We start from the raw sequence: 20562 nt of genomic DNA, 5'->3' as shown, positions 1-20562 counted from the left end.
CGGTTATCAAGTTATTTGACACACGCTAATGTTGTTTTTTATTTCGTTTAGTTATCAGCTCGCACATATCTTTTTGCCGCTGGATGAGTTCTTTAATTTCTGTCGCATAAGTGTCGATAAAGCTGCATTCGAGAGTGGTGGCTTCACCATCGAAAACTTCAACAAAAGTTCCATCCTGTTTTACGCCCCAATAATGGTTACCGTCACCCATGATTTTTAATAGTGGCAAAACATCGGTTAGCTCATAAAGTTCAACTAAACTTTCATAGGCATTTTGTATATTAGCCCATTCAGGAAGATCTTCTGCTTCGATTCCTAAAATGACTAAACCTCGATGAAATGTCCACGCTGGGCCAACATCGAATAATTTAGCTTCAGGCCATAATTCTTCTCGGGCCATGATGCAAAGTGCATTAGTTTTTTGCGAAAAGGCTAAAAAATCTTTGGGTAATGCTATTCCTGTGGATGTAGCTAAATTGGCAATTGCTTTATCCGTAGGAGGTTTAGCTGCAACAGCATGAAATTCATTTTTGTTAATATCTTGCAGTATTTCCCACATGCGGTCATGGAATTGATCTGGGGACATGATTATAAATTCCTTCATCTCAACAGTGTATGTTTCAAGAACACCTATCTTTCAATATTTTATACATAAGTGCGATGATTATTTAACTAAGATAAATCTCGTAGATGAAAATACTCATAAATGTTGGACTAGTAGAAATTATTTTATGAGTTATATCAGGAAATTATCATGAGAAAAACGTTATTAGTCGCTCTCTTGGCGCTATTTATCCCATTTTCTTCGCAAGCAGGCTCAAAATACTATGATTGCGGAAAAACGCTCATGAGTTTAGAGCAGCAACTGCGTCACGCTTCATACCATGGTAATAAAAACAAAGTGTCCAAAATCAGGAAGAAAATCCATAAAATTAGTAATAAGTGTTATGATAGCCACTCTGGCGCTACTAGAATATATGACCATTATTCTAGAGGAAAAGAAACTAGCCTTGAGCGGGAATTAGATTCATTACGTCGTGTTATTGAAGCGCTTAACGATTTAAAATAGATAATTAATGAGAAAATAAGCCATAAACTGGTCTGTTCTCCCTATTTATTTTCACTCTGTCTTAAGTAAATGGATAATATCAGGTATATTAGACCCTGATTGTTAGCTACCAAGAAAAAATGACTATGATTATCAAACCTAAAATTCGTGGTTTTATCTGCACTACAGCTCATCCGGCAGGCTGTGAAGCCAATGTGCGTGAGCAAATTGCCTACGTGAAATCACGTGGTGAACTGAAAAATGGCCCTAAGAAAGTTTTAGTTATTGGTGCATCTACCGGTTATGGCCTGGCCTCTCGTATCAATGCTGCATTTGGCAGCGGTGCGGCTACCATCGGTGTATTTTTTGAAAAGCCAGGCAGTGAAGGTAAAACAGGCTCTGCGGGCTGGTACAATTCTGCAGGTTTTGACAAAGCAGCGAAAGAAGAAGGCTTGTATGCGAAAAGCATTAATGGTGATGCTTTTTCTGATGAATGCCGTCAAACCGTTATTGATTTAATTAAACAAGATTTAGGCCAAATTGATTTAGTAGTTTATTCACTGGCCTCACCTGTGCGTAAAATGCCTGAAACAGGTGAAATCGTACGTTCGGCCTTGAAACCTATTGGCGAACCGTACAAATCTGTTGCTCTGGATACCAACAAAGATGTGCTAATTGAAGCCGTTGTTGAGCCCGCAAATGAACAAGAAATTGCAGATACAGTAAAAGTCATGGGCGGCCAAGATTGGGAACTGTGGATGAATGCATTAGATGAAGCAGGTGTTTTAGCTGATAATGCACAATCTGTGGCTTATTCTTATATTGGTACAGATTTAACATGGCCAATTTATTGGCATGGTACATTAGGTAAAGCAAAAGAAGATTTAGACCGTGCGGCTCATGCAATTAACCAAAAATTGCAAGCTAAGGGTGGGGCAGCGTATGTTGCTGTATTAAAATCTGTCGTAACACAAGCCTCTTCTGCAATTCCTGTAATGCCTTTATATATCTCTATTGTCTTTAAAATCATGAAAGAGAAAGGGATCCATGAAGGTTGTATTGAACAAATTCAACGCTTATTTGCCACTAAATTATTCAATGACGCAGTGCCAGATACCGATGAAAAGCATCGTCTACGTTTAGATGATTGGGAATTGCGTGATGATGTTCAAAATACATGTCGTGAAATTTGGCAGCAGTTGAATGATAATAACATCAATGAGCTAACAGATTACCAAGGTTATAAAGCTGAGTTTCTCCGTTTGTTTGGCTTCGGTCTAAACGGTGTTGATTATGATGCTGACCTTAGCGGTGAAGTGAATTTTGAAGTAAAAGAGCTGATTTAGTCGCTTTGTCCTTGATTGTTAATATCTTAGAAACCCGCTAATTGCGGGTTTCTTTTTTAGCTATCTTGTAAATCATATGCTTCTGCTTTATTTTGTTCATTAAATTATTCTACTACGATGGCCTCACCATCACGGATCAGTGTTTTAGAAATAATCGCTCCATTTTCATCAAATTCAGTTACTGTGCCAACAAGTTCTCCATTTTTAAAAGTACCAGTAATGCTTGGTTTTTACTTGGAGTGTTATGGTAGATTTTAAATGGTGCCTTATAGCGCGGTTAATTCGATATCGATACGGCCATTCTCATAGTAGGTTTTGATGTATTTATCCAGACATCCTTTAGATACCCAAGTTTTGAATTTTGGCTGGCCATTATCGTACTCAGTTTCAAATGCGCCTTCAGCAAGATCTTTAGGTGTTTCTGTGGAAGGAAACTCTATCGTTTTTAACTCATTTAATTCCCCAAATTTTGAATCTGAGTTTGAATTGGAATTTGTAGAGCCCCCAAGTTGACATCCGGAAATAAAAATAAAGAAAGTAGTGCGATAGACTTAATTAGTTTTAGCTTGAAAATGTAGCCTCTATTATTACGATAAAAAATAATGGATTCAATTGCATATAAAACTATAGCCTTTTTATGACTCACATATTGTGATAGTTATCCTAAACTATTTGTTTCTAATAGATTATAGGTGACTTTTGAAGAGCAGTTTTGCTGAATAAATATTAATGTTAGTCAGCTTAATAATAAGGTAATTTAGCAAGTTAATGTAATTTGCATAATAAGGGAGTTATGGATGTTAGTTGTTGAAATGTTGAGTACTGGCGATGAGGTTTTACACGGACAAATAATTGATACAAATGCCGCTTGGTTAGCAGACTGTTTTTTTCAACAAGGTCTCCCTTTGAGTAGCCGAACAACTGTTGGTGATGATTTAGATAGTTTAGTCGCTACTTTCCTTGAACGTAGTTTATCTGCAGATGTTCTGATTGTTAATGGTGGGCTTGGGCCAACAAGTGATGACTTAAGTGCTTTGGCAGCGGCTAAAGCTGCGGGAGTTCCATTAGTTGAGCATTCACAGTGGATTGAGGTTATGGAGCGCTATTTTATTGCCAGAGGGCGAGTTATGCCTGAGACAAATCGTAAGCAAGCGCTACTTCCTGCCAATGCGGAATTAATTGATAACCCAGTCGGAACAGCTTGTGGCTTTTCATTAGTTTTGAATGATTGTCTAATTTTTTTTACACCGGGGGTTCCTTCAGAGTTTAAAGTTATGGTGAATGAGCAAATTTTGCCGAGGTTACGTGAACGGTTTACATTGCCAGAGCCACCAATTTGTTTACGTCTAACCAGTTTTGGTCGTAGTGAAAGTAGTCTTGCGAAGCAATTTGATAGCTTACCTTTACCTGAAAATTGTGTTTTAGGCTACCGCTCCTCAATGCCTATTATTGAATTAAAACTGACGGGGCCTGCATCACAAAAAGAATTGATGGAGAGAGATTGGCAACTCGTGAAGCAAGGAGTAGGGGATAATCTGATATTTGAAGGTACTGAAGGTTTAGCACAAAAAATTGGTAACTTATTAAAAGAAAAGAAATTAAACGTAATAGCTAGTGAACAATATAGTGCTGGGTTATTAAATTGGACATTGGATTCAGCAGGAATCGTTATTTCTGACAGTCAATTTTTACCACTTGATGTGGAGCAAACATTAGAAACTCTAGCGCAAAGAGCTCAGAATATAACGATTAACCACCCCTTATCTATTGGTTTAGTGATTGGTGAATATCAGGAGCAGTATCTAAACGTTGCATTATCAACCCCAGATAAGTGTTATGTGCAAAGAATTCACTATTTACCAAATAATCATTCGCAGAAAGAAAAGCAAGAAGTCAGTGTAATGTTAGTACTAGATATGCTGTCTCGCTGGTTAAATGGTCGTGAGGTTATTGGCTATTATGAATGGTTAGTACAAACAGAAACACTTATCTTAGAGAGTTAGTGGGTTATGAAATTAAAAGATTATGCGTATATCCCTGTTCTTGAGGAAAGGCCTTTTCAATCGGAATTTCAGTTAGTAATAACAGAATCTATTTACTGGCTGAGTCACATACTAAAAGAAAAGCTCCATAGCCTATATGTTTATGGCAGTGTTGCAAAGGGCTGTGCAAAACCTCAACAATCAGATTTAGATCTGTGCATCATATTACGTGACGATCTTACCCAATTTGAGACAACCAGACTTAATGAAATACAACTACAACTAACGATTAGTCACACCGAGATAAGCAAAATTGATTTTGATATTGGTATACTTACGGATGTGATGAGTGAGGCTAATTTATATAGTTGGGGATATTGGATTAAGCATCATTGCCGTTGCATTTATGGGCATGATTTAGCTACATATTTTAGCCAACTTATCCCTTCGCGGGAAATAGCAGAAGCAGTTAATGGTGATTTTGTTAATGTACTCAATGATTATATTGACCAAATTAATCATTGTAATGATGACGCTGAACTAAAGTTATTATATCGAGCGGCATCGAGAAAACTCATTCGTTCGACCAACATTTTACGTTGGAAAAAAGATAATGACTGGCCAGAAACATTATCTGAATATACACAGAAATTAGTCCAACGTTATCCTGAACGGCAATTTGAGATAAATTATTTTTTATATCAAGGAACTGTTCCGTTTGCTGATGAGCAATTCGTGGGGAAATTAATCCAGTTTATCAATTGGTTAGATTGTGAGCGCTCTAATAGTATTAATAAATAAACCCGTTATAGCTCATCAGGCTGCAGTGCATTAACGATATAATTAATACTTGAAACACCCTTTTTGCAGGCCTTGTCTTTTAATATAGTCGGAGTTTTATCAATAGCCATTTTTACTGAAGACAGTTGATCTGTGTAGGTTTGTGCCCCAATAATCTCTGGATTATTATTTAAGTATTCAATAACTTCATGAACTTTTTGATAAAATTGGCCACAGGAGTCACCATCAATTTCTAAGGTTTTTAATTCATTTAGCGTATTTGGAATCAGTTGCTTGGTTTGCTGTTGTACCTGCTCGATATACTTTCCTGTTTTTACTTGCTCAACGATAGTCATTACCTGATTTTTCATGTTAAAAAACAAGGTAATAGATGTAATTAAGGCGATAGCAAGAATAATGTTGATGCTTATACTGATCCAGAGAAAGTATCTTTTCATTACATTCCTTGAGTGAAAAATAAACCTGTAATATATAGCCTAGTAGAGTGAATAATGTCGATATGTAAGCTTAACACGAAAAAACAAGGTAACCCAATAATAGGTTACCTAGGTTATTATAATTGATAGTGGTTATCGAACCGTTAAAACAGAAATTTTTGAATTTTGAATAACCATTGATGCTGTCGAACCTAAAAAATATGTGGACATACCGGGACGCTTTGAGCCAATTACAATTAAATCAGCAGAAATTTCTTCAGCAACGCGTAAAATCTCATCTCTTGGTGTTCCCATTAAAACTTGCGCGCTGTACTTATCACTTGAAAGATTAAATTCTTTAATAATCTCAGTGAGTTGTCTTGTTACATTATCTTGTTCACTATCCGCTTTTTCAGCAAAACCAAATCCCATCGTGGTATAGAAAGGGATAGTAGGAATAATCGCTAAAAAATGAATGTGTGCTTTTTCATATTCAGCAAGGTATTGAATATGTGCCATAACTAAATGTGCTAAGCTTTTTTCTGTTATATCAATCGGAACCAAAATCTTATTATACATATTTTTCTCCAGCTTTTATTTATTGAGTTCATGCAGTAATCGGGTCGTTAGTTTATAAAGAGTAGAGCTGTTAAATTAGTAAATGGCCGAGTCAATCAAAATAATGTTAATTTACACATAGGAATTACATACCTCGGGCTCCATCATAGCGGATCAACAAAATAAATACTTTGATGGCGGATTTAACTTAAGAAACTTAATGGTGATATTTATAGGCTGTTTTTCATGCGCTTTGTGCTATACAAAACGTGAGTACTTTGAATCATCACCTTCCTGTTATATGATCTATACATGGTTTGTATACATATCATATTGTTGAGGTTATTTTGGGTATCGTAAAAATTTCAGATGAATTGCATGATTATCTACGCCATGCGAGCCAAGTTATGTCCCGGTCGATTAATTCACAGGCAGAATTTTGGATTAAAATTGGAATGCAAGCTGAATTAAACCCGAATAAGACATTTACTATGTTAATCAATGAAATGTTAGAGAAAGAGTCAATTGAATTAAAAGGAAAGGTTCATGAATAATATTACAATTAAAACAGCAGAAGAAATTGAACTGATGCGTGAGTCTGGACGACTTTTGGCTAGTGTTTTTAAGATGTTGGATTCATTTATCGTACCTGGTATTTCTACGATGGAAATTAATGATAAAGTTGAAAGCTATATTGTTAATGAGTTACAAGCAAGGCCTGCCAGTAAAGGGCAATATGGCTACCAATATGTTTTGAACACGTCTCTAAATGAAGTCGTTTGCCATGGCGTTCCAAAAACAGATGAAATTTTAAAAGCAAAAGACATTATTAATGTTGATATTACGCTAGAGAAAAATGGTTTCATTGCCGATTCAAGTAAAATGTATGTGATGCCGGAAGCTTCACCACTGGCACGTAAGTTAGTTAAAGATACTTATGCCGCTATGTGGGAAGGCATAAAGCAAGTTAAACCAGGCGCAACGTTAGGTGATATTGGTTCTGCTATTCAACATTATGCGGAATCTAAAGGTTATAGTGTTGTACGTGAATATTGTGGGCATGGTATTGGCCGTGAAATGCATGAAGACCCGCAAGTTCTTCATTATGGCGTACGAGGGAAAGGGGTAGAATTAAAAGAAGGAATGACATTTACGATAGAGCCAATGATCAACCAAGGTGGAATGAAAATTAAAACAAAAAAAGATGGCTGGACAGTCGTAACGCGAGATAAAAAATTATCTGCTCAATCGGAACATACGGTATTAGTTACTAAAGATGGTTATGAAGTTTTAACACTACGCGATGAAGAAAAATAGCGTTAAAAATAGAGTTTATAAGCTTGCTGCCATTATGGTAACAAGCTTTTTTTATGCAAATTTTTACTATTGTCTCAGTGCTATTGCTATACGATTAAATGCACTCATTAAACCAATAGCGATGGTTAGATCAGAAATTTGAGCATCAGAAAAATGGTGTTTTAATTCATTAAAGAGAGCATCTGATGTACCACTGGTAGCTATATTAACAACCGCTTCTGTCCAAGCTAATGCAGTGCGTTCTAATGAATTAAAATGATGACTGACCTGCCAGCCAGCGAGAGTATCAATTTTTTTGTTACTAACGCCATTTGAACGCAATGAATTTGCATGCATATCTAGGCAAAATGCACAGCCATTGATTTGTGAAACTCTTAAATAGATGAGTTCTATCAGTTCGTTATCTAACCCGCTCTTATCCAATGCATTTTTGCAATCAATAAGCCCTTTATAAGCTTCAGGTGATAAATTGTAATAGGCTAATCTCAGTTCACTCATGAGTGATTCCTTACATATTTTGTTGTCAGATAAAATGCAATGTTTGGTGCGGTTTGGTTGGAAGGTTGCGCTACTTTATTTTATAAAGAAATCACGTTCAATAGCATTAAGTGGCATTTGTGGAAACCAATATTAGATTAGTACGACAAGAATCTATAAATTTTTGATGAATATCGAGAGGAAGTTGGTTGTCTGTAATAATATCTGTGAATTCGTCTATTTGAGCGACACGAAATAATGACCATTTACCGTATTTACTACTATCAGCAAGCATAACAGAACGTGTAGCATTTGTTATTAGATCACGTTTTAGCCCAGCTTTTTCTTCTGTTGGTGTTGTAATTCCTTTTTCTAAACTCCAAGAGTTACAACTAATGAATGCGATATCAGGATAAATACTACGTAATAAAACGCGCCCATGCTCACCAATACAAGATTGGCTACTATCGTCAATTCGTCCACCAACAATTGTGACTTCAATTTGTTTGAATTCAGAAAGAAAAAGAGCAATATGGAGGTCAGAGGTGATAACACGCAGGGGCATATGAGTGAGCTCCCGCGCTAGCTCAAGCATGGTTGTTCCTGCGTCAAGTAAAACTGTGCTACCTGGTTCAATTAAACGGGCTGCTGTTTTCGCAATAGCCCGTTTTTCTCTTAGATTACGCTGGTTTTTTTCCGATGTAGTGGGCTGAACAGGAATGAAACGATTGAGGGTTACACCGCCATGTGTGCGAGAGATAACCCCAGTTTCATCAAGTTTAATGAGATCACGCCGGATAGTAGCCGCTGATACGGATAGTGCTTGTACTAGTTCCTCAACAGTGACGAGGTTATGCTGTTTAAGATACTCAAGTATTAAATCTAATCTATCCATTGTGCTCATTAGTTATACTACATTCATCGCAAGTTTAAGTGAGATGGCCATACTTTCAGGATTTGCTTTACCCGTCCAAGCAATATCAAATGCGGTACCGTGATCGGCTGATGTGCGCAAGAACGGAAGACCCGCAGTGATATTAACACCATCATAAAAACCTAATAATTTCAAAGGAATATGACCCTGGTCGTGATACATGGCAACGACAATGTCATATTGCCCTTGATAGGCTTGTAAAAATACAGTATCTGGAGGACAAGGGCCATAAACATCAATACCTTCAGACCTTACCTGTTCTATAGCTGGTTGTAAATATACGATTTCTTCATCACCAAATAAACCATTTTCCCCAGCATGAGGATTAACGCCTGCGATAGCAATACGCGGTTTTTCATAACCAACGCGTTTTAAAAAGTCTGATGCGATACGAGACACGGTTATGATACGCTCGCTATTTAATGTATCTAAAAATTTACGCAATGCAATATGTGTCGTGACATGGATGACTTTTAATTTTTCTGTATAAAGCACCATGGCATAATCTTTGGTATTGGTTAGCTGGGCAAGAAGTTCAGTGTGACCTGGGTAGTTGTGCCCAGCAAGGTGTAATGCTTCTTTATTTAAAGGTGCAGTAGCAATCGCTTTCACTTCGCCTGCGAGTGCTAGTTCAGTCGCACGTTTAATACAACGAAATGCTAAGTCACCAGCTTGAGCTTGGACCTTGCCCGCAATAAGCGCGCTAGGATCGGCTAAGGGTTCATCAATAATATTGATGGTATCCGCTGAAAATTGAGCTTCTTTGATATTTTGTATCACATTGATTTTTACCTGAGGAACTAACCCCGATTTAATTAATCGCTGCATTGTTGATGCACAACCGATAACAACGGCAGAGGCTCCTGCAAGTTCACCTTCTGCAAGGGATTTGACGATAATTTCTGGGCCAATACCAGCAGGATCTCCCATCGTAATAGCAACAACATTATTTTTCACAATAAATTTCCTCAATATATTTGATGGCTTCGCATAAAGTGGTTATTTGACCAAACCCTCCCGCTTTGGTGATCACGGGTAAATCATCAATTTCACTGTCAATAAAAGTGCCGCAAGGTATACATGGCATTACTTCAGATTGAATTCGATAACCTTTTGCTCCCAAAGTATTGGCAACCGCAATCGCAATATCTCCACCTGTTAAAAAAAGTCCCCCGATGCTGGAAACAGACAGCGTTTTTAAGGTCAGCAAACTAATAAAGTCGCTGATATTTTTTCCCAATTCATTACGTGTCATACCGTAGGTAGTGCATAGGTCATCAATATGATGCCTATCTTGCACATCTCGGCTGGTTCGTATGATGGTGTGTTTTTGTTGGTTTAATGTTTGACTAATTTCTTTGATGAGCGCAGCCATATAGTTATCTTGTGTAGTGGCTGCAAGTACTTGCGTTACATCAACATCAATAACACTGGCATCACAATGCGTTTGTGCATAGTTTACCTGTTCAATTGTTGCGCTGCTCATTGAGCCAGCGACAATAAATAACGGTAGCCCTTGCTTTTTATCCATGAAAATAATCTCAGGCAATGCATTTGCAAAGCCCGCAGCTCCAACGAGTAGGCAAGGTTGAGCTATTGAAAATACAGCCTTAGCAATTAGGGTTAGATCTTCATCATTTTCAGCATCAGTGACGATGATACTGGCTTGCGTTGGCTTTTGTGCTTGTAACCATGTTACGAATTGGCCTGAACGTATTTGGTCTAGATACACTTCAATAACAGGCAGGGTAGTCTGTTGATGGACGATAGTTTGGATGCGTGATGAAACTATTGGTGTTTTAGGGTCAGAAGCAAATTCAGTTTCAACAAGTGCTTTTCCATGAACGAGGCATTCACCATTTAACGTTACGCGTCCTGCCGCAGGAATAGCTGCGGCAACAATAGCAAATTTTAAGCCTGTTTCTGACATAATTGTCTCTATTTCTGCACCGATATTACCGCGAAATGTTGAGTCAATTTTTTTATAAATAACAGGTTTATCCTTCTGAGATAAAAAAGGTTTCAGGCTATTTCGTAGGTTTTCTGAAGCAACTTGTGCATTTAATGCACGACTTTCTGTATTAAGCACAACGACATCAGCAAACCAAGAATGTTTTTGTGTACTATCAAGAAGTATCTCTGTACGCGCATGCTTTTTAGCAAATTGAACACCGGTATCATTTGCCCCTGTAAAGTCATCCGCAATAACTAATAGCTTCATAAATAACTCCTTACTCTTCAGTTTGTTGGGGTTGTCTTGCTTGTTGACGTTTAGCAACCCAAGAGGTCAGGATAGGGGTTAGAATAGCGGTGGTAATCACGGATGCAGCAATCAATGGAGCCGCAGAAAGCGCGATAGCCTCTAAGGATGGGTCGGCTTGTGCGATAGCGAGTGGTGTTGCCACTGCATTTCCTGCGGTACTTGAGGCTGCAGCACCTGCTATACCAGAGCCTCCAACTAGACGGTCTGCTCGAATATTAAACCAGCCGCCAACAAACGTAGTCAGCGCACCGAGTAAAATACCCGCGAGCCCACCTTGTAATAGCATTTCTAAGTTGATCCCTGCGCCTAGTGCAAACGCGAAGAAAGGAATTAATATTGGCCCACCTTTTGTTAGAAAATCGCGCATATGTGGGTCTAGATTTCCTAAGATCATACCAACAATTAACGGAACAAGAACCGCAACTAATGCCATTAAAGGGATATTTGCCATACCAGCTGCGCCTAGCGCGATCATCGTAAAGAAGGGGCCATCATTAAGAGATAAAATTGAGATAGCACCAACGTCTCGTTTATTACCAAACTCCCCAACTAAAGCGGCATATAAACCACCATTTGAATTACTCATTGCTGCAATAATTGCAACACCAGTTAAACCAAAAATCCCTTCCATTCCAAAGAGATAATCGACTCCTAGGCCAAGAGCAATCGCAACGACTAATTTTGTTAAGGTAATTGTACCTCCTTGTAATAAAGCTTGAGGTGCTGCCTTGAAACTAATTCCTGCACCCATACAAAGCAAGAATGCGCCAATAAGAGCAGGAGCACCATTTTTAAATAGTGATGTCGTAAAGCCACCGATTTCGAGAGCTTGAGGAGCAAAGGTGTTGATTAGGGCACCAAGTACTAATGGCACAACCATCATGCCACCAGGTATACGTTCAATCGATTTTTTTATTTGCATGGTTTTCTCCGCCATGATTTATTTTAGTCACAATGATTATATTTAATCAATCAAAAACAACAGTGATCAAGATCGCAATAATCCCCTTTATTATTAATCGGCGTTACATGCTTAAAATTGCTGTTTTTTTGGTTGAAAATAACGATTTATTGATTTTAAGATGGGGTGAACGTCATCTCAACTGATTAAGGTGGTGATTATAAATAATCATTCATATGTTTTATGATTGAAAATAAGCAGTAATAATTTAAAAGGATAAAACTAGCTTTATAAAAAAATTATCTGTAATGACTTAGCAATACATTTTTACCAAGATAGAAACAGTAAATTTAGTGTTTTTAAATTTAGGATTATTAGACTTGTAGTTAGAAAGCAAGTAGTGACAATAGGCGCTTTATTATAATTATTATTTGATAGGGATTAACTCATGCAATTTAAATCAATGATTAAATTGGTTGTTGGCGCTGCATTACTACTAGTTATCGGCCTTGTAGGTATTAACTCATATACCATTGTCCAAGATGGTTCGGTTAAGGTAGGAACATTTTTAGGAAAGGTCGATCCAGTTGCTTATGATGCAGGTTTACATTTTCCAATTAACCCGTTTACAACGTTTGATACGTACTCAACAAAAGATATTCGTGTATCACTAAAAGAGCTAAGAGTACCTTCACAAGATAAACTAAAATCTATTGTTGATATTACGGTAATGCTTCAGTTTGATGGTTCTAAAGCTCCGGTATTACGTATTAATGGTGGTACAGAAAGTGAAGCTTTAGATAAATATGTACGCCAAAAATTGATTTCAACGATTTTGGAATTTGGTAAAGATGTTGCTAATGCGCAAGATCTTTATACAGCAGATACACAAAGAAAATTACAAGAATCTATTCGTGATGCTATTCAAGGGTATGCATCCCCTTATGGCTATACAATAAAAGAAATTATGATCCAAGATATTACTTTGCCTGAAGTTGTACAAGAGCAAGTGGTTAATACTAAAATGCGCCAAGAGCAAATTAACCAAGCAAAAGCAGAGGCAGAAAAAGAGCGTGAATTAGCTCAGAAAAAGGTTGTTATTGCTGAAGCGGAAAGAGAGTCTGCTGAACAACAAGCCATCGCTAGAGAACGTAATGCACAAGCAAGTTCATTTGCGATGCGCCAAGAAGCGGATGCAAAATTGTATGCTGCACAGAAAGAAGCTGAAGCTAATGCGATATTACAACGTACTATTACCCGTGAAATGATCAATTGGAAACAGTTAGAGATTGAACAAATTAAAGCTCACAAATATAAAGGTGAGGTGCCTAATATTGTGGTTGGTGCAGACTATGATGGCAAAATGATTATGGATATGCGTAATAGCCAGTAATTTTCATTAAAAGAATGACTACATTTACAACCTGTTCTATTAAGCTTGAAGTAACCACATAAAGTTGGGCACTTTTAGTCAATTGATTGTATAGCCTGATTTCGATATATAATCGGAATCAGGCTATTTAATATATAGAAGGGTACGTCCAATACTTTTGTTATGCTAAAAATAACTTATTTGCATGATTGGTGAAAATAATTCTGTTATTACCCAATATTCCTATAAATCAATTACAAGATGGTTTACCGGTACGATGATTTAGTGCACCATTATCAATAAGGAATTTTTGCATTTCTGGAAGATTATTTTTACATGCATAAGTTAATGCACTTTGGTCATAAGAAAACATGGTTACATCATCAGTCGTTGTACTTCGGTTAATATCTGCGCCTTGCGATAATAAGTATTTAACCGTTTCCATTCTATTATTACTTGCAGCTACCATGACTAATGTTTCACCATCACTTTCAATTTGCTGATTATTCAAGTCTACTTCGTCTTTCATTAGCTGATGGACTTTTTTTACAACATTGACATTATTACCGAGTACCGCGGATTTTAGTACGTTATATACGTCACCTGTATCGGTTGCCCAAAGATTAGCATTTTGGGATATAAGATAATCAACCATTGCTTCATCACCAATAAAGGCCGCCCATCCCAGAGCCGTTTGGTCTAAGCTACCGGTGTCTTTGGCTTCTATGTCTTGCCCCTCAGTAACCATTTGTTTTACTTTGTCTAAATCTCCCTGCTTTACGGCATCAAACCATTCGGCATTGACGCCTTCACTAGGGCTTTCATAGAAGACTCTCCAAGGTAAACGTTCTTTATTCGCTAGTTCGACCATCGTAGCGTAATCTGTTTTAAAATGCCTATATTTTAAAGGGTTATTATTATTAACAACTTGGGCTTGTGATACTGACCCAAAAGTAAGTAATGAAAAAGCAAATATAATTTTTTTAATATACATATTTAAACCTTATTAATATTTAGTTATTTATCAGTATTGAAAAATAAACGACACAAAGCAATACAAATCATACTTATTGTATTTTTATGCGGTTATTCCGATTTATTTTACTTGAATATATTAAATCTAAATTTTACCTCAAGGAACGATGACATAATCTGGAGCGGCGATAGCAAATAGCTCATTTTTTTCTAATTCAGGCGGGTATATCCACTTAGTATTTATTTCTTGTTTTATTTTTTTCCCTTCCTTTTTAATATAATGTATTTCTCTCTGCCAACCTTCGGTATAAAGAGCCCCCCAAGCCCCTAAATCAAGGCAGGTTACATATTTAGGCTGACTGTAAGGATGAAGAGGAAGCCCTAACAGTTCAGCGGCTGCATTATGCCCTGCAACACGGCCTAAACTTAGGGCATGTTGGCAAGTCATTAAATTATGATTTCCTTGATTATCAGTGGGAGCTTTGACAGTATCTCCTGCGACGAAAACATTTGAGACAGCTTGTGCGTGTAAATAATTATCCGAGATAATCCTATTACTAGCGTCACGTTCACCGCGAATCTGTTCCGTTAGAGAACTTGCTTTTACTCCTGTCGCTAATACGACAGTATTTGATTCTATGTACTCACCGTTTGACAGAGTAACTCCATCATGGCTTAGTGCTTCGACTCGTAATCCCGCGCGTAATTCAACGCCACATTCAATTAAAGCTTGTTGAATTACAGGAGAGATGTCTGCTCCCATTCCGGCTCCCACAGTGGGTTCTGAGTCAATTATAAATACTCGGCTCTTTGTAGATCCACCTAGAATTTTTTTCAGGCGTGTTGGCATTTCCGCGGCGCTTTCTATGCCTGTTAACCCTCCACCTACTACCACAACGGTGTTTCTAGCTAAAGTTTCCGGTTTGTTCTTTAGTGCTTGTAAATGTGTTTCAAGACGATGCGCAGCTTCTAATGAATCAACATCAAAGCCATACTTATCAAATCCAGGAACAGGAGGTACGTTTAATTGGCTACCCGTTGCCAGAATAAAGCGCTCATAAACTAGTGAAGTTTGGTTGCCATTAGCTAGATTAATGGTTAATAATTTTGCATCTGTATCGATATTTTGGATTTTACCTGCAATATATTCAACTCCGACGGCAGCTAGCTGCTTTGAAATATCTGGGGACATATTATCCAGCTTTGCTTCATATAAACGCGGTCGTATAGTGAGGTTAGGCCTTGGTGAAATTAAAATAACTTTGATGCTATTTTCTTTATTAGCTTGTGAAATTACCCGCATTGCTGAAATAGCAGCCCAAAAACCAGCAAAACCCGATCCTGCAATAACAATTTTAGCTGTCATTATTGAATTCCTTTGAAGATTAACTTTAAGTGCTCATTTGCAAATTTTAAATAATAAAAACCCGCACCAGTGAAGATGTTATTAATTAAATACAAACGATGTGAATTTAAGGTAAGGCTATAGGATTATATGTTATGTTTTCCCACGACCTCCTTTGTTTGAACGAACTGTTCTAGCCTCAATTTTTTGATCCATCCAGGAGTTTACATCTCTATAAAAGCTATTAGGCGCGATTTGACATAGACGCTGCGCCACATCAGCAAGGGTTTGGTTAGCTAATACATCTCTCATTGCATTTTCAGCTTGAAGAATGACTTTATGTACGGAGCAGGTACCAGAAATAGCCCATTGTGGTAGACCATTTTCTTCGAAAACAGCACAACGGCGCCGTATTTCCTGGCACTCGAAAAGAGGTTTATAGCCTTCTATTGCATCAATTATAGATAGAAATGTAATTTTTTCAGGAGGCAATGCCAATCGATATCCACCTCTAATTCCCTCATTCGAACTCACGATCCCAGCCTTTTCTAACCGAGGCAAAATTTTTGCTAGAAAACTTGGAGAGATGCCTTGTAACTCTGCAAGTTCTCTACTGCTAAGAGAGCGTTCGGGATTATCAACAAACCAAAGTAGACAATGGATACCGTATTCAACACTGACAGTAATGTGTGCCATTTATTTAAAGTTCCTAAGCATCTATTTATAAACAAGGACAATACAGGTCTCCGTTTTAATTGTCAATAGAACTAAGATAAGGTTAGTCCGCGTTATTAATGTAAGCTGCAACAAGTTGCATTATGGCATTTGATAAATAGAGCTATGGGGCTACAAGCGCTGTCCTTTGTCGTACATATTTCTATGTATGATCCTTAGTTAGAGGCGCTTCATCTTAAGATTGAACGAATTTTTATTGATATATTGAATGAAAATCTAAATGCGGTTTGGTTTTTGCTGATCTTTTTTGCTATCTGTTCAAATATTCTTATTGGTTACAATATACGCGGAACAAAAGGGAAAAATTGGTTGATACTCATATTGCCATCATTAACCACGTTAGCACTATTTATGATTGCGGAAATTGATGTTCCCGGAGAAGGTATGATCCACGTAACACCGGATGATTTAATATGCTACAGGAGTTTTTATTTAGAGTTGGGGCTTGGCTGGGAAAGTAGGGTAACCGCAAACAACTCCCCACTCGCAAATTTGCGATGGGGAGTCTTACCTTAGCGAACTATAATGCCTAATAAAATTCCGATTGCGCCAAAGTCAGCGTCACTGAATGTCGTATTAGCAATACCAATATCCCCAAGAACAGGTAATAGGAATACAGGTAGGAAGGTAATTAGTAATCCTTGAGCAAATGCACCCAAGATAGCCCCACGACGACCGCCTGTTGCATTACCAAAAACACCTGCAGCAGCACCCACGAAGAAATGCGGTACAACGCCTGGAATAATCACCGTCATATTTAATGCATACAGAACGAACATTCCCAAAACACCAGCAGCGAAACTACTTAAAAAACCGACTAACACCGCGTTTGGTGCATATGGGAAGACAACTGGGCAGTCTAAAGCCGGTTTTGCGTTAGGGACTAATTTGTCAGAGATACCTTTAAACGCAGGAACAATTTCTGCAATAACCATGCGCACACCTTGCAGAATAATATATACACCGGCAGCAAATGTAATGGATTGCATCAATGAGAACATGAACCAATTCTTGCCACCACTGACTTCGCGAACGAAATCACCGCCGGCAAATAAGCATGTAATGATAAAAATAATGAACATGGTGAAAGAGATAGCGACAGGAGTATCTCTTAAAAACAGCAAGCTTTTCGGGACATTCATATCTTCTGTTGAATGTTCTTTGTTACCGAACTTGCTACCAATGAACCCAGCTAAAACATAAGAAATCGTTGAGAAATGACCAATCGCAACGTCATCTGAACCCGTCACTTTTTTCATATAAGGGTGGGCAATTGCAGGGAAAAATACCATACAAAAGCCAACAATTAATGAACCAACAGTCACTAATAGGGTTCCTTCCATTCCTGCGGTAGCTAAGATAACCGCAATCATCATGGACATGAATAAAGTATGGTGCCCTGTAAGGAAAATAAATTTCCAGGGTGTTAAGCGAGCAATCAAGATATTGATTAGCATCGCAAAGAACATAATCATTGCCATTTCACGGCCGAAGCTTTTTTGTGCGATAGACACGATAGCTTCGTTATTTGGAACAACGCCGTTAATACCAAAGGCATGTTGGAAAATGGCTGAGAAATCGCCTAGCGAGCTGACGACTAAGCCTGCACCAGCACCTAAGATCACAAAACCCATGATGGTTTTGATGGTGCCTTTAATACATTCAGTTACTGGTTTTTTCTGCGCGATCAAACCAATAAGTGCGATTAAACCTACAAGAATGGCTGGCTCAGATAAAACATCCTGCATCAGAAAACGAAAAAATGACATAGTGCCTCCGCTTACATTGCACCAAGTTTTTGTAAAGCAACAGTCAGGCGCTCTTTCATTGCAACTTTATCAATCATATTTTCCAGAGCAACGATTTCACCACCAACTTGTTGAGCAACTAATTGTTCTGCAATATCGCTTGTACCAACAAAGATATCGCTTACGGTGCCTTTTGCGGAACCTAAATCCACATGGTCAACATCTGCACTGACTTGCAGATCTTTTAAAATATTCTTAATGCTCATTTCCATCATTAAGCTTGTGCCCAAGCCATTTCCACAAACAACAGTAATTTTCATAATATTTACCTTAATATCTAATTATTCATATTTAGCGATGATTTTAAGAATGTCATCTACGTTTTCTGATTGCATGATGCTGTCAATATCTTCTTGATTATCAAAAAGTTCAGCTAATTTTGCGATGGCGCCGATATGACTATTGCTATCGGTTGCTGCGAGTACAATTAATAATTTGATTGGGTCATTGCCCTCAGAACCAAATTCAACCCCTTGTTTAAGAACGGTTAAACCAAGGGATAATTGGTTCACGCCATCTTCAGGGCGTGCGTGAGGCATGGCAATTCCTGGACCTAATACATAATAAGGACCGATTTTTTCGTGCGATTGAATTATTGCATCAACATATCTCGGTTCAATGAGTTTATTATTAATTAATGGGTTACAGGCGATTTTTATCGCTTCTTGCCAATCACTGGCTCTGTCGACGACTTGAATGACGTTAGGGGTCAGTAATGTCGTTAGCATCGGGTTGCTCCTGGTAGAGTGAAATTATTATCTTTGTAATGGTTGAATGAATAGTAGTGTTCTATGGTAGCGCTATCTAGCTGAATCTTTCATTTTCGTGATAGCGCTATCATTTTAAGAAAATATAGCGAACAAAAACAAAATGAGTACACTTGTCGGCTGATTAACAAATTCAACCTGTGGTAAGTTAATCTGAGCTGGTGATTTTTAGTGTTTCTTTAGATTTCAGAGAACCATATTGGCTATTTTTAGCTCATTTAATCTAGAACACGAAAAAAGCAAAAAAAACACGCTTGATTCGAATGAAAATTGTCCATTGAAGATCAACAACCTTAGGGTTAATAATGAGTTTAGGCTAAGTAAAAGTATTACATGCAAAAAATACGAAAAAGAAAAAATACAGGGCGAGTCACGTTGCAGGATGTCGCAAAATTTGCAGGCGTTGGGTCCATGACGGTCTCTCGAGCTCTGCGTACACCTGAATTAGTATCCGACAAATTACGTGAAAAAATTAATGCTGCGGTTGAAGAACTTGGTTATATACCTAATTCTGCGGCAGGTATTTTGGCTTCTGGTCAAAGCCGTACTGTTGCTGTTTTAATTCCGTCTCTGCGTGATAATGCCAGTTCAGTTTTTCTGCAATCTTTACAAGAAGCGCTGAACAAAAATAATTATCAAGTTGTTATTGGTAGCCATGATTACCAGCAAAAAAAAGAGTCTGAAGTTTTATCGACACTATTACAGAGTAACCCCGCGGCATTGATTATTTTTGGGGCAATAAATTCAGAAAGTGTGTCTAATTATCTAAAGAATTTAGATATTCCAGTTGTCAGTGTTGCAGGGGAGTCGAACCATCCAGTCACGTTGAATATCAAGAGTAACGTTGGTGATGCGGTTAATTTTTTAACTAACTATATGTTACAAAAAGGGTATAAGAAGATAGGCTATATTGGCGCTCAAATGGACAGTAAAATGCAAAGCCAACAATTAAGTGGCTGGAACCGAGCGATGCTGACGTATAACCAAAGTGCAGATCAAAGTATTACAACGCCGTATGTTGCAACGATGGATTTTGGTCGTCAGGCAATTAGTGAGATGTTGACCCGCCAACCAGAGCTTGAAGCTGTGATTTGCAGCCATGAAATGATTGCGCTTGGCGTCATTTTTGAGTGCCAGAGACGTTTAATTCAGATACCTAAAATGTTAGCGATCGCTTGTGTTGAAGGTTCTTCAAATTGTGATCACATTCATCCATCACTGACTTCCGTGCGGATTGATTACAGTAAAATGGCTCGAGAAACAGCGAAAAGACTACAAAAATGGCTTGCTGATGTCGATTGTGATTTTGTTGAACGTAAAGAAGGAGTTGTTTTTCCGTATAAATTTGAAGCAAGACAAAGTGCGTAAAATTTAATTTATTGTTATTAATCACGTTTTATTGAATATCTTGCTTGTCCTTAGTGAATAATAGTGCGGTAACTCACTATTTTGTATAAACAATGGTGGTTTTTTTTTCTCTCGAAATAAGATTGTCGACTTGGTCACTACATCTTTTT

Annotated in this window: 22 protein-coding genes and 1 pseudogene; 9 read left to right on the top strand and 14 right to left on the bottom strand. The window is 37.8% G+C overall.

Annotated elements, in window-relative coordinates:
* Positions 1-25: 25 nt before the first annotated feature.
* Entirely contained in the window at positions 26-586 is a 561-nt protein-coding gene (locus tag FVA69_RS13035; RefSeq protein WP_109911213.1) for an SMI1/KNR4 family protein, read from the bottom strand.
* 168 nt (positions 587-754) lie between these two features.
* Here FVA69_RS13035 and FVA69_RS13030 point away from each other — a divergent pair, with 168 nt between their 5' ends.
* From FVA69_RS13030 to FVA69_RS13015, 4 genes are all read left to right on the top strand, one after another.
* Positions 755-1069 carry a DUF1090 family protein gene (locus tag FVA69_RS13030; protein ID WP_115167415.1) on the top strand — a complete coding sequence of 105 codons (315 nt, stop codon included), beginning with the start codon at positions 755-757 and terminating at the stop codon, positions 1067-1069.
* A 125-nt stretch (positions 1070-1194) separates the two neighbouring features.
* The gene (gene fabV, locus FVA69_RS13025) at positions 1195-2394 is read left to right on the top strand and encodes an enoyl-ACP reductase FabV (RefSeq protein ID WP_109911334.1); all 1200 of its coding nucleotides are present in this window, start codon (positions 1195-1197) and stop codon (positions 2392-2394) included.
* 797 nt (positions 2395-3191) lie between these two features.
* A complete protein-coding gene (locus tag FVA69_RS13020) occupies positions 3192-4397 on the top strand; it encodes a nicotinamide mononucleotide deamidase-related protein YfaY (protein ID WP_164528927.1) in 1206 nt (401 codons plus the stop codon).
* Positions 4398-4403: 6 nt separating this feature from the next.
* A complete protein-coding gene (locus tag FVA69_RS13015; RefSeq protein ID WP_109911216.1) occupies positions 4404-5177 on the top strand; it encodes a nucleotidyltransferase domain-containing protein in 774 nt (257 codons plus the stop codon).
* 5 nt (positions 5178-5182) lie between these two features.
* On the opposite strand, the gene FVA69_RS13010 is transcribed toward FVA69_RS13015, so the two are convergent.
* Positions 5183-5614, bottom strand: coding sequence for a hypothetical protein (locus tag FVA69_RS13010; protein ID WP_164528926.1), 432 nt, complete (start codon positions 5612-5614; stop codon positions 5183-5185).
* A 132-nt stretch (positions 5615-5746) separates the two neighbouring features.
* A complete protein-coding gene (locus FVA69_RS13005; RefSeq protein ID WP_004910195.1) occupies positions 5747-6172 on the bottom strand; it encodes a universal stress protein in 426 nt (141 codons plus the stop codon).
* A 326-nt stretch (positions 6173-6498) separates the two neighbouring features.
* On the opposite strand from FVA69_RS13005, the gene FVA69_RS13000 reads away from it, so the two are divergent.
* Both FVA69_RS13000 and map read left to right on the top strand, forming a co-directional pair.
* Positions 6499-6705, top strand: a complete 207-nt coding sequence (locus FVA69_RS13000; protein ID WP_004910200.1) for a ParD-like family protein — start codon at positions 6499-6501, stop codon at positions 6703-6705.
* On the top strand, positions 6698-7468 hold the full coding sequence (gene map / locus FVA69_RS12995; protein ID WP_004263445.1) for a type I methionyl aminopeptidase: 771 nt from the start codon (positions 6698-6700) through the stop codon (positions 7466-7468). Before FVA69_RS13000 ends, map begins: the two co-directional genes overlap by 8 nt.
* Positions 7469-7534: 66 nt before the next feature.
* Here map and FVA69_RS12990 read toward each other — a convergent pair whose 3' ends face one another.
* The 5 genes from FVA69_RS12990 to FVA69_RS12970 all read right to left on the bottom strand — a co-directional run bounded on the left by FVA69_RS12990 (position 7535) and on the right by FVA69_RS12970 (position 12064).
* A complete protein-coding gene (locus FVA69_RS12990; protein ID WP_164528925.1) occupies positions 7535-7966 on the bottom strand; it encodes a carboxymuconolactone decarboxylase family protein in 432 nt (143 codons plus the stop codon).
* Positions 7967-8072: 106 nt separating this feature from the next.
* On the bottom strand, positions 8073-8849 hold the full coding sequence (locus tag FVA69_RS12985) for a DeoR/GlpR family DNA-binding transcription regulator (protein ID WP_109911218.1): 777 nt from the start codon (positions 8847-8849) through the stop codon (positions 8073-8075).
* 3 nt (positions 8850-8852) lie between these two features.
* Entirely contained in the window at positions 8853-9836 is a 984-nt protein-coding gene (locus FVA69_RS12980) for a D-threonate 4-phosphate dehydrogenase (protein WP_109911219.1), read from the bottom strand.
* Entirely contained in the window at positions 9826-11100 is a 1275-nt protein-coding gene (gene dtnK, locus FVA69_RS12975; RefSeq protein ID WP_110731867.1) for a D-threonate kinase, read from the bottom strand. Before dtnK ends, FVA69_RS12980 begins: the two co-directional genes overlap by 11 nt.
* A gap of 10 nt (positions 11101-11110) precedes the next feature.
* Entirely contained in the window at positions 11111-12064 is a 954-nt protein-coding gene (locus FVA69_RS12970; protein WP_109911221.1) for a 2-keto-3-deoxygluconate permease 1, read from the bottom strand.
* 427 nt (positions 12065-12491) lie between these two features.
* Between FVA69_RS12970 and FVA69_RS12965 the strand changes: the two genes are divergently transcribed.
* Positions 12492-13436, top strand: a complete 945-nt coding sequence (locus FVA69_RS12965; RefSeq protein ID WP_004910213.1) for an SPFH domain-containing protein — start codon at positions 12492-12494, stop codon at positions 13434-13436.
* Positions 13437-13665: 229 nt separating this feature from the next.
* On the opposite strand, the gene FVA69_RS21700 is transcribed toward FVA69_RS12965, so the two are convergent.
* From FVA69_RS21700 to FVA69_RS12950, 3 genes are all read right to left on the bottom strand, one after another.
* Positions 13666-14409: an ankyrin repeat domain-containing protein gene (locus tag FVA69_RS21700; protein ID WP_184957447.1), complete on the bottom strand. Its 744-nt coding sequence runs from the start codon at positions 14407-14409 to the stop codon at positions 13666-13668.
* 138 nt (positions 14410-14547) lie between these two features.
* Positions 14548-15756 (bottom strand): NAD(P)/FAD-dependent oxidoreductase, encoded by a 1209-nt coding sequence (locus tag FVA69_RS12955; protein WP_109911222.1) that lies wholly within the window; start codon positions 15754-15756, stop codon positions 14548-14550.
* Positions 15757-15888: 132 nt separating this feature from the next.
* Positions 15889-16431 carry an RrF2 family transcriptional regulator gene (locus tag FVA69_RS12950; protein ID WP_004910219.1) on the bottom strand — a complete coding sequence of 181 codons (543 nt, stop codon included), beginning with the start codon at positions 16429-16431 and terminating at the stop codon, positions 15889-15891.
* Between the two features lie 258 nt (positions 16432-16689).
* On the opposite strand from FVA69_RS12950, the pseudogene FVA69_RS21695 reads away from it, so the two are divergent.
* A pseudogene (locus tag FVA69_RS21695) lies at positions 16690-16931 on the top strand (hypothetical protein); the annotation flags it as partial.
* Positions 16932-16982: 51 nt separating this feature from the next.
* Here the strand turns inward: FVA69_RS21695 and FVA69_RS12940 are convergent.
* From FVA69_RS12940 to FVA69_RS12930, 3 genes are read right to left on the bottom strand one after another with little or no spacing between them, the layout of a single operon-like run.
* Positions 16983-18239 (bottom strand): PTS ascorbate transporter subunit IIC, encoded by a 1257-nt coding sequence (locus FVA69_RS12940; RefSeq protein WP_036958647.1) that lies wholly within the window; start codon positions 18237-18239, stop codon positions 16983-16985.
* Between the two features lie 11 nt (positions 18240-18250).
* On the bottom strand, positions 18251-18538 hold the full coding sequence (locus tag FVA69_RS12935) for a PTS sugar transporter subunit IIB (protein ID WP_004910231.1): 288 nt from the start codon (positions 18536-18538) through the stop codon (positions 18251-18253).
* Between the two features lie 21 nt (positions 18539-18559).
* A complete protein-coding gene (locus FVA69_RS12930) occupies positions 18560-19006 on the bottom strand; it encodes a PTS sugar transporter subunit IIA (protein ID WP_109911223.1) in 447 nt (148 codons plus the stop codon).
* Positions 19007-19378: 372 nt separating this feature from the next.
* Between FVA69_RS12930 and FVA69_RS12925 the strand changes: the two genes are divergently transcribed.
* Positions 19379-20413 carry a LacI family DNA-binding transcriptional regulator gene (locus FVA69_RS12925; protein WP_004910239.1) on the top strand — a complete coding sequence of 345 codons (1035 nt, stop codon included), beginning with the start codon at positions 19379-19381 and terminating at the stop codon, positions 20411-20413.
* The last annotated feature ends 149 nt before the right edge of the window (positions 20414-20562 follow it).

Origin of the sequence: Providencia sp. PROV004 (assembly GCF_011045615.1) — a bacterium.
GTDB lineage: Bacteria > Pseudomonadota > Gammaproteobacteria > Enterobacterales > Enterobacteriaceae > Providencia > Providencia rettgeri.
This window is presented reverse-complemented; position numbering and strand designations above follow the sequence as displayed.